At 59.3% G+C, this 13,651-nt stretch carries 10 protein-coding genes; 3 read left to right on the plus strand and 7 right to left on the minus strand.

Translation table 11 applies throughout. The annotated features are described in order from the left end of the window. Positions 1-44: 44 nt before the first annotated feature. Positions 45-1,064 (plus strand): aldose epimerase family protein, encoded by a 1,020-nt coding sequence (locus ASD46_RS15840; RefSeq protein ID WP_025594609.1) that lies wholly within the window; start codon positions 45-47, stop codon positions 1,062-1,064. A 15-nt stretch (positions 1,065-1,079) separates the two neighbouring features. Here the strand turns inward: ASD46_RS15840 and mtgA are convergent, their stop codons facing one another. Then, a complete protein-coding gene (gene mtgA, locus ASD46_RS15845) occupies positions 1,080-1,826 on the minus strand; it encodes a monofunctional biosynthetic peptidoglycan transglycosylase (protein WP_003516563.1) in 747 nt (248 codons plus the stop codon). Between the two features lie 135 nt (positions 1,827-1,961). Here mtgA and ASD46_RS15850 point away from each other — a divergent pair, with 135 nt between their 5' ends. Beyond that, complete coding sequence (locus ASD46_RS15850) at positions 1,962-2,876, plus strand: polyprenyl synthetase family protein (protein WP_025594610.1); 915 nt, start codon at positions 1,962-1,964, stop codon at positions 2,874-2,876. 32 nt (positions 2,877-2,908) lie between these two features. On the opposite strand, the gene ASD46_RS15855 is transcribed toward ASD46_RS15850, so the two are convergent. The 6 genes from ASD46_RS15855 to ASD46_RS15880 all read right to left on the minus strand — a co-directional run bounded on the left by ASD46_RS15855 (position 2,909) and on the right by ASD46_RS15880 (position 11,461). After that, positions 2,909-3,571 (minus strand): OmpA family protein, encoded by a 663-nt coding sequence (locus ASD46_RS15855; protein ID WP_019566011.1) that lies wholly within the window; start codon positions 3,569-3,571, stop codon positions 2,909-2,911. A gap of 66 nt (positions 3,572-3,637) precedes the next feature. Then, the gene (ispG, locus tag ASD46_RS15860; RefSeq protein ID WP_025594612.1) at positions 3,638-4,888 is read right to left on the minus strand and encodes a flavodoxin-dependent (E)-4-hydroxy-3-methylbut-2-enyl-diphosphate synthase; all 1,251 of its coding nucleotides are present in this window, start codon (positions 4,886-4,888) and stop codon (positions 3,638-3,640) included. Between the two features lie 120 nt (positions 4,889-5,008). Then, positions 5,009-6,199, minus strand: a complete 1,191-nt coding sequence (locus tag ASD46_RS15865; protein WP_003516553.1) for an MFS transporter — start codon at positions 6,197-6,199, stop codon at positions 5,009-5,011. 12 nt (positions 6,200-6,211) lie between these two features. Next, entirely contained in the window at positions 6,212-7,012 is an 801-nt protein-coding gene (locus ASD46_RS15870) for a DeoR/GlpR family DNA-binding transcription regulator (protein WP_025594614.1), read from the minus strand. A gap of 143 nt (positions 7,013-7,155) precedes the next feature. Continuing rightward, positions 7,156-10,617, minus strand: a complete 3,462-nt coding sequence (gene pyc / locus ASD46_RS15875; RefSeq protein WP_025594617.1) for a pyruvate carboxylase — start codon at positions 10,615-10,617, stop codon at positions 7,156-7,158. Positions 10,618-10,723: 106 nt separating this feature from the next. Continuing rightward, positions 10,724-11,461, minus strand: a complete 738-nt coding sequence (locus ASD46_RS15880; protein ID WP_025594618.1) for a LuxR family transcriptional regulator — start codon at positions 11,459-11,461, stop codon at positions 10,724-10,726. Positions 11,462-11,798: 337 nt separating this feature from the next. Here ASD46_RS15880 and ASD46_RS15885 point away from each other — a divergent pair, with 337 nt between their 5' ends. Beyond that, positions 11,799-13,562: a glucan ABC transporter ATP-binding protein/ permease gene (locus ASD46_RS15885; RefSeq protein ID WP_013636948.1), complete on the plus strand. Its 1,764-nt coding sequence runs from the start codon at positions 11,799-11,801 to the stop codon at positions 13,560-13,562. Positions 13,563-13,651: the final 89 nt, after the last annotated feature.

Genomic DNA, 13,651 nt, shown 5'->3' on the forward strand with positions numbered 1-13,651 from the left:
CGCAACGTCCGCCGGCAATTCAAAGATATCGGGAGAATGACGCAATGAGCGACGCGGCGGCACGGGAGAATTTCGGTTTCACGGCAACCGGCGAAAAGGTTGAGCGCGTCACCATCTCGAGGGGCGGGCTGACGGCCAAGGTTATCACCTGGGGCGCCGTCATTCAGGACCTACGCCTCGATGGGCACCAGCCGCCGCTCGTTCTCGGCTTCGATACATTCGAGGACTACAAATATTCATCCTATTTCGGCGCCACACCCGGCCGCAACGCCAACCGTATCGGTGACGGAAAATTCTCGATCGACGGGCACGAATACCAGCTGGAACTGAACGAAAAAGGCGTCAGCCACCTGCATGGCGGCAGCGACGGGATGGGCAAACGTAACTGGATGCTGATGGAACACGGCGAAAGCCATGCGGTTCTGCAGATCATCGATCCCGACGGCCGCGCCGGTTATCCCGGCAATTGCACGGTGACCGCGACCTATACGATCCGCGACGGCGGCGTGCTTTCGGTGGTCTATGAAACGGTGACCGACCAACCGACCATCGCCAATATCTGCCAGCATTCCTATTTCAACCTCGACGGTGCTGATACCGCACTTGGACATGAGATCAGCATCGCCGCTGACTTTTATCTGCCAACCAACGACAAACAGATCCCGACAGGCGAAATCCGCTCCGTCGAAGGCACCGTCTTCGACCTGCGCCACCCGACGCCGATGCGGCGAACGGAGGATGGCGAGCAGGTGCTCTACGACCATAATTTCTGCCTTTCGCCCGAGCGTCGTGCCAAGCGCAAGGTTGCCCGCGCCTATTCGCCCGCCTCCGACATTGCCCTTGAGGTTCACACCACCGAACCCGGCGTGCAATTTTATTCAGCCTTCAAGCTGAATGTTCCCGTTCCAGGCCTCGATGGCCGCCATTATGGCCCCTTTGCCGGTTTTTGTCTGGAAACGCAGATATGGCCTGATGCCGTCAATCATCCCGATTTCCCCTACGCGATCCTGCGTCCCGGCGAGACCCTGCGTCAGGAAACCGACTATATTTTCAAGAAGGGTTGAGGCGGCGGGCTGGGCTCAGTCCAGCACGCATCCCACATAACCGCCCGATGCCCGGGCACGCCGTTCGATAAGGCCGGCAAGCCGTTGCAAACCACGCCCCGGCTTGCTGGCAACGCGATCGATGGGATTGGGCAGAGAAACGGCAAGCAGTGCCGCCTGGCGGGAGCTGAGCTTTGCCGCCGGTACCTTGAAATGGTGCTGTGCTGCGGCCTCGATGCCGTAAATGCCGGGTCCCCATTCCGCAACGTTGAGATAAATCTCCATCATCCGTTTTTTGGACCAGACGAAATCGGCAGCAATCGCCAGCGGCAACTCCAGCCCCTTGCGCAAGAACGAGCGGCCGTTCCAGAGGAACAGGTTCTTGGCCGTCTGCATGGGAATGGTGCTGGCGCCACGGGTGGACGCGCCTTCGAGCGCATTGTTGACCACGGACTGCATCTGGTTCCAGTCAACGCCGCCGTGGAAACAGAATTGTCCGTCCTCGGACATCATTACGGATTGCACAAGGCGCGGCGAAATATCCTCGAGCGGCACCCAGCGCCGGTCATAACCCTGAAGTGTCACCAGATCGGCAAGCATCAGCGTCGAGACCGGCCGCATGAAAGGCAGGGCATAAACCGGGATCAGCAGATAGGGCAGGATCAGCAACGCCAGCAAGGTCATGATGATACGCTTTGCCAACGTGCGAAAATCCACCTTCGGACTGCTCCGGTCTTCCGCCAGCACGGCGTAATCTGCGTCGCTTTCAGGCGTACTGCTCAATATTCGTCAAAGCCCCGCACCAATCGAAGCCTTTCATATTCCATTGCCGCCTTCAAGGCGAGTCCGGTCAAACAGTTGACCTCAGGAATCACGAAAAGGTTGCCTGACCCCGCGCGCCATGCCAAAGAGCGCGACATGGACGCTCAGATGACGAATTTCGAAACGAAGCTGCGCGATAACGCGGCACAGACCGAATCCCTGCTTGGTCGCCTGCTTTCCGCAGAGGCGCGTGCGGATGAGATTACGCGCCCGCAAAACCTGCTCGACGCCATGCGTCATGGTGTGCTGAACGGCGGCAAACGCCTGCGGCCCTTCCTGGTCATAGAAAGCACGGCCTTGCTCGGCGGAAATGCCGAAGCAGCCCATCATGTCGGTGCCGCGCTGGAGTGCCTGCATTGTTACTCGCTGGTGCACGACGATCTGCCAGCGATGGATGACGACGACCTGCGCCGCGGCCAGCCGACAGTGCACCGCAAATTCGACGAGGCGACCGCCATTCTCGCAGGCGACAGCCTGCTGACACTCGCTTTCGACATTATCGCATCGGACGAAAATCCTCTCCAGGCAGACCGCAAGGCGTCTCTCGTTCTCTCCCTTGCCCGCGCCGCGGGCGTCGGCGGCATGGCGGGCGGTCAGGCGCTCGATCTGGCTGCGGAAAAGAACGCACCTGATGAGACCGGCATTATTACATTGCAGGCTATGAAAACCGGTGCGCTGCTTCGCTTCGCCTGCGAGGCAGGCGCGATCATCGCCGGCAGCGATGTTTCCGAAAGACAAAGACTGCGCCTCTTCGGTGAAAAGATCGGCCTTGCCTTCCAGCTTGCAGACGATCTCCTGGATCTGACCGCCGATGCCGCCACCATGGGCAAGGCAACCGGCAAGGATGCCGCACGCGGCAAGGGAACGCTGGTGGCACTACGCGGTGAAGACTGGGCGCGCCTCAAGCTTCAGGAACAGGTGGCGGAAGCCTCCGAACTTCTGGCCCCCTACGGCGAAAAGGCCGCGATACTCATCGCGGCCGCCAGATTCATCGCCGAACGGAAAAGCTGAGCCGGTTTCCCGGCTCACCGTTTTTCAGCCAATCAGCCCTTGAGCGGCGAAATCAGCACTTCGACGCGACGGTTCTGGGCGCGGCCATCCGGCGTTGCGTTCGAAGCGATCGGCTGCGAGGGGCCGAAGCCGAGCGTCGAAATACGGCGCTGGTCGACGCCGCGTGCGCCGAGATAGTTTGCAACAGACGCCGCACGACGCTCGGAAAGCGCCTGGTTGTGCTGCTGGCTGCCGGTGGAGTCGGTATGGCCGTTGATGTCGATGAGCGTGCGGTTGAACTTGTTCAGCACGATGGCGACGGAATCGAGTGTCTGATAGAAGGGCGGGATGACCTGATCCTGATCCGTCGCGAAGGTGATGTTCGACGGCATGTTGAGAACGATGCTGTCGCCACGGCGGCTAACGGAAACGCCAGTGCCCTGAAGCTGGGCGCGAAGCTCGGATTCCTGACCATCCATGTAATTGCCGATTGCGCCACCGGCGAGTGCACCGATGCCGGCGCCGATGAGGGCTGCGTTGCGGCGACCGACCGGCGAACCGCCGACAGCCAGACCACCGAGAGCACCGACGACAGCGCCGATACCAGCGCCGCCCGCCGTGTTCGACATCTTCTGCTCACCCGTATAGGGATCGGTGGTGGTGCAGGCGGAAAGATAGGTCCCGCAAAGGGCAACGATCGCGATTTTTTTGATCATGTGTTTTGATGCTCCGAAGGGTTCAGGCGGTATGACAGTGGAATTTCGGCATTTTCACGGTAGTTTTTACTCCGCCGCATCTTTCCGGCCAAAACGCTTTTCGATGTAATCGATCACAAGCGCTTCAAAATCCGCAGCGATGTTGGGACCGCGCAGGGTGAGCGCCTTCTCGCCATCGATGAAGATCGGTGCAGCGGGGCTTTCGCCGGTTCCGGGCAGTGAAATGCCGATATCGGCATGTTTGCTTTCGCCGGGCCCATTAACGATGCAGCCCATGACAGCAACATTGAGCGCTTCCACACCGGGATATTTTTCACGCCAGATCGGCATGTTCTTGCGAATGTCATTCTGGATATTCTGGGCAAGTTCCTGAAAGACGGTAGAGGTGGTGCGCCCGCAGCCGGGACATGCCGCAACCACAGGAATGAACTGGCGGAAACCCATGACCTGCAGCAATTCCTGCGCCACCTGCACCTCGCGGGTGCGGTCGCCGTTCGGCTCAGGCGTCAGCGAGACGCGGATCGTGTCGCCAATACCGTGCTGCAGCACATAACCCATGGCAGCAGACGAGGCGACGATGCCCTTGGAACCCATGCCGGCTTCGGTAAGACCGAGATGCAGTGCATGGTTGGAGCGTTCCGACAGCATCGAATAAACGGCAATCAGGTCCTGTACCTGGCTGACCTTGGCAGACAGGATGATGCGGTTGCGCGGCAGGCCGATTTCTTCGGCAAGCTCTGCGGAAATCAGTGCCGACTGGACGATGGCTTCGCGGGTGACCTGACGGGCAGAGAGCGGAAAACCCTCCTCCTTGTTCTTGTCCATCAGCGTCGTCAGCAATTCCTGATCGAGCGACCCCCAGTTCACGCCGATGCGAACCGGCTTGTCATAACGGATCGCCGTTTCGACGATTTCGCCGAACTGCTTGTCCTTCTTGTCCTTGAAGCCGACATTGCCGGGATTGATGCGGTATTTCGCAAGTGCTTCGGCACAGGCCGGATGATCGGCCAGAAGCTTGTGGCCGATATAGTGGAAATCGCCAATCAGCGGCACGTCCATGCCAAGGCGCAGCAGCCGTTCGCGGATTTTCGGCACAGCGGCAGCGCTCTCATCGCGATCGACGGTGATGCGCACCATTTCAGAACCGGCCTGGAAGAGTGCCGCCACCTGCTGCACGGTGGCGTCGATATCCGCCGTGTCGGTATTGGTCATGGATTGTACGACGACAGGCGCACCGCCACCCACGATGACGCCCCCTACGTCGACGGCAACGGATGCACGGCGGGGCTTTGGATCGTAATCGGCGTGTGACGTCATGGCGGTCTCTGGAGCTTGCGGCAAGGTCTGGCAATTGAGGTGAAACAAGGGGGCCTGCTTGTCAACACCCAACGCATAAGAGCTTCTACTTTACCGCAATCATGGCAAAATTCGAGACGCCTATTCCTTGCCCGCACCATCCGCATGCCGGGCGAGCCGCGAAAGCAGCAAAACCACCACATGCAACAACGGCAGAGCGAGAAATACGCTGGCCAGGCCGGTATGTTCGGCAATGAAGCCGATGGCCGAGGGTGCTACCAGAATCCCGGAATAACCCATGGTGGTGACTACCGACAGGCCGATGCCGGGTGCCAGTCCCGGCATGTTCCCCGCCGCCGAAAAGGCGATCGGCACCATGTTGGAAATACCGATGCCGGCAATCGCGAAGCCGATGATCACAAACGTGGAATTTCCCGCAAGACCCGCAATCAGAAGGCCCGCAATCGACATGACCGAGCAGAACCGCAGGGTGTTGACCGCGCCGAACCGGTCGCGCACCAGATCGCCGGCAAAACGCATGGCCGCCATGGTCATGGAAAAGGCGGCGAAAGCGAAACCGGACTGGGACACGGAAGCGCCGAGTTCATTGCGAAGATAAAGGGCACCCCAATCGAGGATCGCGCCTTCCGGAATCATCGAAAACAGCGCCATCAGACCGATAATCCACGGCAAGGGCGTCAGCGGCAAGCGACCTTTCGGACGCTCCTCCTCGGCATGCGGGCGATCCGCAAGAACGCGCGGCCACGCGACGACGAGCAAAACAAGGGCGATGACCGTCAACGCGATCGCATGCCCCTGCACGCCAATGGCCGTGATGAGATAGCCGCCAAGACCGGCGCCGATCAGGCCGCCCAGGCTCCAGAAAGCATGGCACGACGACATTATGGCGCGGCGCATGTCACGCTCGACCGCCACCGCATTGGCGTTCATGGCGACATCCATCGCCCCTGTCAGCCCACCGAACAGGAAAACCGCAATCACACCTGCCCAGATCGTGTCTGCCCAGGAGATGAAAAGCAGTGTCGGCAAGAAAATAGCCGCACTCGCAAGGCTGACCGTTCGCGATCCGAAACGGGCGATCTGGGAACCGGCGATCGGCATGAAAACCAGCGAGCCGACGCCGAAAACCAGAATGATCAGGCCAAGCGCACTTTCACTGAGGGATAAGCGCGCCGCAAATTCCGGTATTTTGGGCGCCCACGATCCCATCATGAAACCGTTCATTAAAAACAGCAGTGATACACCGAGCCTGTGCCGCGTCAGATAGGAGGAGCGCTTGACCGTCGGCGAAAATGTCGTGGGGCCGTTCATCGGTAATATCCTTCAGACTTGACCGTGAGAGAGTTGGACGGCGTCATCGTCGCCGAAATGAACTTGTACGCCTTTAGCCGACAGCGCCTCGACCAATGTGCGGTCGGCGTCATGTTCCAGCACCAGGGAAAGAGGCGGAGAAAAGTCGTGCACGTGAAACGCCGCCTTGTGGCCCAGCTTTTCCGTGGTGATGGCGGCAACAATCCGCTGGCTGGCGCTGCAGGCAAGCCGCTTGAACACGGCGTCCTCGAAAATATCCGCCGACAAGCCGGTCTCAGCCGCAACACCGCAAACGCCAAGAATACACAGTTCGGGCCGCATCAGCTCGAGTTGCCGCAACGCCATGGCGTCGATGGCCGCACCGACGGCCGGATCGACCTTGCCGCCGATCATGATCAAAGCGATATCGGCGCGCCCCGTGAGTTCAGCGGCAATAGCAGGCGTATTCGTTACCACCGTCAATTTGAGACCGGCGGGGATAGCTCTTGCAATGGCCAGATTGGTGGAGCCGGCATCGATAAAGACGACCATGCCCGGCTCAAAAAGCGGAATTGCTGCGCGCGCCAACGAAGCCTTGCGATCGGCATCCTCGGCGATCCGTGTCTTCAGCGGCACCGTCTTGCTATCGGAAAGCAACGCCCCGCCATAGACGCGCAGACACTCCCCGCGCGCCGCCATATCCCGCAGATCCCGGCGGACCGTATCTTCCGAAACGCCGAAATTCTGGGCCAGATCCTGCGCAAGCACGCGGCCGCTTTGCCGTAACTGTGCAAGGATGAGCGCCTGCCGCTCGCTGACAAAATGATCGCTCATCGGAACTCATGCATAAACAGGAACAAACGTGCACGAACATGCATATTTGAGTTTTAGCGAAGGTGCAACAGCAAAACGCCCGCCGGGAGGGCGGGCGTTTATAACGAAAGACAAAAATCGCTGCTAGCGACGCCGTATGGGCATCATTCCGCGTAAGCGATCAGCAGATCCTTTGCGTCGATCTGGTCACCCGGGCGCACGAGAACCTCGGCGACCTTGCCATCGCGTTCGGCGTGAAGCGCGGTTTCCATCTTCATGGCCTCGATGGAGAGCAGCACGTCGCCGGCCTTGACCTCCTGACCCTGATTGATGAAGACGCGGCTGATCACGCCCGGCATCGGCGCACCAATATGTGTGCCATTGCCGAGTTCCGCTTTGCGGCGCACCGCAGAGCCGGATGCGCCATGAGCGCGATCCGGCACCTTGATGCGGCGCGGCTGGCCGTTGATCTCGAAGAACACCGTCACCATGCCCTTATCGTCAGTGCCTGAAGAGGCTTGATTGACGATGACCAGCGTTTTGCCGCGCTCGATATCGGCAAACAGCTCTTCACCGTCCTCCATGCCATAGAAATACGCATGGGTGGGAAGCACGGAAACCGGACCGTAGGTCTCGGATGTCAGCGCGAAATCGGTGAACACCTTCGGATACATCAGATAGGATGCGAATTCGAAGTCGTTCACGGAACGCTCGAGTTTGGTCTCGATCGCCTTTCTCTCCGCATCGAGATCGGCATCCGGCAGCAAAGAGCCGGGACGAACCGTATAGGGCGCGTCACCCTTCAGCGCCTTTTTCTGCAGGGCTTCCGGCCAGCCGCCTGGCGACTGTCCAAGATCGCCCTTCAGCATCGAAACCACCGAGTCCGGGAAGGACACTTCGCGATCAGGATTTTCCACGTCGTCGACCGTCAGATCCTGGCTCACCATCATCAGCGCCATATCGCCGACAACCTTGGAGGACGGCGTGACCTTGACGATATCGCCGAACATCCGGTTGGCGTCGGCATAGGCCTGCGCGACCTCGTGCCAGCGGCTCTCAAGACCGAGCGAGCGCGCCTGCTCCTTTAGATTGGTGAATTGCCCACCGGGCATTTCATGCAGATAGACTTCCGAGGCAGGGCCCTTCAGATCGCTTTCGAAAGCCGCATACTGGTTGCGCGCCGACTCCCAGTAGAACGAGATGCGGCGGATCCATTCCGTATCGAGACCCGTATCGCGTTCCGATCCGGCCAGCGCTTCCACGATGGAACCGAGGCAGGGCTGGGACGTGTTGCCCGAAAGCGCATCCATGGCGGCATCCACCGCATCCACGCCCGCATCGACGGCGGCAAGCACGGTCGCAGCCGCAATGCCGGATGTGTCATGCGTGTGGAAATGGATAGGCAGGCTGGTCGCCTCCCTCAGCGCCTTGAACAGCACCTTGGCAGCGGCAGGCTTCAGAAGTCCCGCCATATCCTTGACGGCGATGATGTGCGCGCCTGCACGCTCCAGCTCGGCGGCGAGGTTGGTATAATATTTCAGGTCGTATTTTGGACGCGCAGAATTGAGGATATCGCCTGTGTAGCAGATGGCCGCTTCGCAGAGCTTGTTCTCCTCGGCGATCGCATCCATCGATACGCGCATATTCTCCACCCAGTTCAGGCAGTCGAACACGCGGAACAGGTCGATACCGCCCTTCGCAGCCTGACGGACGAAATATTTCACGACATTGTCTGGATAGTTCTTGTACCCGACGCCGTTCGCACCGCGCAGCAGCATTTGCAGCAGCAGGTTCGGCGCACCCTCGCGTATCAGCGCCAGGCGCTCCCACGGGTCTTCCGTCAGGAAGCGCATGGAAACGTCGAAAGTGGCGCCGCCCCAGCACTCCAGAGACAGAAGCTGCGGCAAGGCCTTGGCATAGACGCTTGCGACGCCGGCAATGTCATAGGTACGCATGCGCGTGGCCAGCAGCGACTGATGGCCGTCGCGCATCGTCGTGTCCGTTACCAGCACCCGCTTTTCGTTGCGCATCCAGTCGGCAAAGCCCTTCGGCCCCAGCCGGTCGAGCAATTGCTTGGTGCCATCAGGCGTCGGCGCATCGATGTAGGGAACCACCGGCTGTGCCGCATTTGCCGGTGGCTTGACGCGGCCCTTGGTTTCCGGATGCCCGTTCACCGTCACATCGGCAAGATAGGTGAGCAGCTTCGTAGCGCGGTCCTGACGCTTGACCTGTGCAAACAGCTCCGGCGTCGAATCGATGAAGCGGGTCGTATAGGTGTTGTTGCGAAAACTCGCATGGCCAATGATGGCCTCGAGGAAGGTCAGGTTGGTCGCAACACCGCGAATTCGGAATTCGCGCAGCGCGCGGTCCATGCGGCTGATCGCTTCATCCGGCTGCGGCGCCCAGGCCGTTACCTTCACCAAAAGCGGATCGTAATAACGGGTAATGATCGCCCCCGAATAGGACGTCCCGCCATCCAGACGAATGCCGAAGCCGGACGCCGAGCGGTACGCCGTTATACGGCCGTAGTCGGGAATGAAATTGTGCTCCGGGTCTTCCGTGGTGATACGGCACTGCAGCGCATGGCCGTTGAGGCGGATATCCTCCTGTTTCGGCACACCCGATTCCGGCGTGCCGATGGCGGCCCCTTCCAGAATATGGATTTGCGCCTTGACGATATCGATGCCGGTCACGACTTCGGTGACGGTATGCTCCACCTGAATGCGCGGATTGACCTCGATGAAGTAGAATTTGCCGGTATCGACATCCATCAGATATTCGACCGTGCCGGCGCCGATATAATTGGTCGCAGCCGCAATCTTCAAGGAATAGGCGGCCAGTTCCTGACGCTGCGCTTCGCTGAGATAGGGTGCCGGCGCGCGCTCAACCACTTTTTGATTGCGGCGCTGGATCGAACAATCGCGCTCGAACAGATGCACGACATTGCCATGGGTATCACCGAGAACCTGGCTCTCGACGTGGCGGGCGCGCTCGAGCAGCTTTTCGAGATAGACCTCGTCCTTGCCGAAAGCAGCCTTCGCCTCGCGCTTGGCCTCGGTGACCTCGCGTGCCAGATCCTCCTTTTTGCGGATGGCGCGCATGCCGCGACCGCCGCCGCCCCAGGAGGCCTTCAACATCACGGGATAACCGATCTCTTCGGCCAGCCGCTCCACCTCTGCCATATCGTCCGGCAGCGGCTTGGTTGCAGGAACAACGGGAACATTGACCGAGATCGCCAGATTGCGGGCGGCAACCTTGTTGCCGAGCTGGCGCATCGTATCCGCCGTCGGTCCGATGAAGGTGATGCCAGCCTTGTTACAGGCCTCAACGAATTCGGGGCTTTCGGACAAAAGGCCGTAACCGGGATGGATCGCGTCCGCGCCGGAAAGTCTGGCCACGCGGATGACCTCCTCAATCGAGAGGTAGCTCTCGATCGGTCCCATATCCTTGGCGAGATGCGGACCCCTGCCGACCTGATAACTTTCATCCGCCTTGAAGCGGTGCAAAGACAGCTTGTCCTCTTCCGCCCAAATGGCGACGGTTTTTATCCCCAGCTCGTTCGCTGCCCGGAAAACTCGGATCGCAATTTCGGATCGGTTGGCAACAAGTATTTTCGATATTTTCAAGACGGTCTCCCCACACGCCAAAACAGAATTTCTGCTGCACTGCGGAATTAAGCAGCAAAACCCGGTCTTGAAAAGGGCAATTCGGGAGAGAAGCGTACTGTCGTAACTAGCTCAGCAAGCCGTTGCGAAAGGCGAGTGCTACAGTATGCTGCCTGTTCTTGGCGCTGAACCGACGCTGGATTCCATTGATATACCAGTCGACCGTGTGATTGGAGATCGATAGCTGGCGTCCAATTTCGGTTGAGGTCATGCCATCAGCCATCAGCGTCAGCACTTCCATTTCCCGCCTTGTAAGTTCAAGAGCGGAAACATTCGGCGCGTTGTTGAGGTTATGGACCTGGCCTGAAAGATCGAGCAGACGCCAGAACACCGCGCGCGTGGCCGCATCCAGCAGCTCAACGTGCAACGAGGGCAATTGCCGGTCCTCGCCGCCAAGGAACACCGCGCCGATGAATCCCGCGCGCCCGTGCACCGGAAAGGCATACCCACCCTGCAGACCGTAACGGCCGGCATCGTGAAAAAACACATTCGCCCTTTTTCGATGCATCGCGCGGGGCAGGCCCTCAAGCGCCTCTTTCCACTGAAACGGCTTGTGCACCATGCCGATCACCTTACGGACGGGATCGACGAGATTATATTTCTTGGCGCGGTAGACCTCGATCCACCCTTCCGGGAGATGTTGTGCGAGAATCTGGCCGGTGGAAGCAAGCTCCCCGGTCATCCGCCGGCTGACGAGGAAATATTCGAAACCATATTCGCGAATAAGTGTTACAAATTCGGAGCGAACACGATCAGCGTTTCCCGTCTGGTAGCACGCAGAGATGAAGTGAAGAATATCATGCATAAAGACACATGCCCGGAGCTTGGCTGGAAGGGATGACATGAAGGACATGGTCCCGCGAGGACGTCATGTTACTCGGGCGCCGGTCGGTTCAGACTGAACATATCGTCGTTAGCAATCCCTGAAACGAACATGCAAAATCTTGTGACGGCGTCCCCTAGAAACATCGGGTTCAGTTTTTTTTCGGTTCGCACGCGTGCTCGGTTTGTTAAGCCGCCATTCAGACTGAAAGAGCGATAATTACACAAATTTCGCCGTCTCATGCAACCTTGCTAAAACAGCATTGTATTGAGACCGAACAATCAACCGCTCGAAACAGACGCTGGACTGGATTGAAAATTTGACCTTGTTTCAGGTTTACACACGCGCCCTGCGCTATCTGACCGTACATAAATGGCGGGTGTTGATCGTTGTCATCGCCAACATCATTCTTGCAGCGATCACCATTGCCGAACCCGTGCTGTTTGGACGGATCATCGACGCCATCTCCTCCGGCTCCGATGTCACGTCCATCCTCATCCTGTGGGCGGGTTTCGGCGTCTTCAACACCGTGGCTTATGTCGCTGTCGCCCGCGAGGCCGACCGGCTGGCCCACGGTCGCCGCGCGACCCTGCTGACGGAAGCCTTCGGCCGGATCATCTCCATGCCGCTCTCCTGGCACCATCTGCGCGGCACCTCGAACGCGCTGCATACGCTTCTGCGCGCCAGCGAGACGCTGTTCGGCCTGTGGCTCGAATTCATGCGCACGCATCTGGCGACTTTCGTCGCGCTCGTGCTGCTTATTCCGACAGCCATTGCCATGGACCTGCGCCTCAGCTTCGTCCTGATCGGTCTTGGCATCGTCTACTGGTTCATTGGCAAGTGGGTGATGGGCCGCACCAAGGATGGCCAGGCTTCGGTCGAGGAACATTATCACAGCGTTTTTGCCCATGTCAGCGATTCCATCAGCAACGTGTCCGTCCTGCACAGCTACAACCGCATCGAGGCTGAAACGAAGGCGCTGAAATCCTTCACCGAAAAACTGCTGAGCGCCCAATATCCGGTGCTCGACTGGTGGGCTTTCGCAAGTGCCTTGAACCGCACTGCCTCCACCGTTTCGATGATGATCATCCTCGTCATCGGCACCGTGCTGGTGAAGAACGGCGAATTGCGCGTCGGTGACGTGATTGCCTTCATCGGTTTCGCCAATCTTCTCATCGGCCGTCTCGATCAGATGCGTCAGTTCGTGACCCAGATTTTCGAGGCGCGCGCAAAGCTCGAGGATTTCTTCGTGCTGGAGGATTCCGTCAAGGAACGGGAAGAACCGGGCGACGCCCGCGAATTGTCCAATGTCTCCGGCACCGTGGAGTTCCGCAACGTCAATTTCGGTTTCGCCAACACCAAGCAGGGTGTCCACGACATCTCGTTTACGGCCAAGGCCGGCCAGACGATTGCCATCGTCGGACCGACGGGCGCGGGCAAGACCACGCTCATCAATCTTCTGCAGCGTGTCTATGATCCGGATTCAGGCCAGATTCTGATCGATGGAACCGACATCTCGACGGTGACGAAGAACTCGCTCAGAAACTCCATCGCCACGGTGTTCCAGGATGCCGGCCTTCTGAACCGCTCCATCCGCGAAAACATCCGCCTTGGTCGCGAATCTGCTACCGACGCGGAGGTCGTGGAAGCAGCAGCAGCTGCTGCTGCGACGGATTTCATCGACAGCCGTATCACCGGCTACCTGACCCAGGTGGGTGAACGGGGCAACCGCCTGTCCGGTGGCGAGCGCCAGCGTATCGCCATTGCGCGTGCTATCCTGAAGAACGCTCCCATCCTGGTCCTTGACGAGGCAACCAGCGCGCTGGACGTGGAAACGGAAGCACGGGTTAAGGCCGCCGTGGACGCGCTGAGAATGAACCGCACGACCTTCATCATCGCTCACCGCCTTTCCACGGTGCGCGATGCCGATCAGGTGCTGTTCCTCGATCAGGGCCGTATCATTGAAAAGGGCACGTTCGACGAGCTCAGCCAGCGTGGCGGACGCTTCACCTCGCTGCTGCGCACCAGCGGCCTGCTGACAGAGGACGAGGGCCAGCCCCGGCCTAAAGCCATCGCCTCCTGACACTCTGGCTTACGGAATATAATAAGGGCGGGCACCGTGGTGTCCGCCCTTTTTCTTTGTCCGTTTTCCAAAGTCTGCGAAGCAGCAGA

The sequence above is a fragment of the Rhizobium sp. Root491 genome, from assembly GCF_001427205.1.
Lineage (GTDB): Bacteria > Pseudomonadota > Alphaproteobacteria > Rhizobiales > Rhizobiaceae > Agrobacterium > Agrobacterium tumefaciens.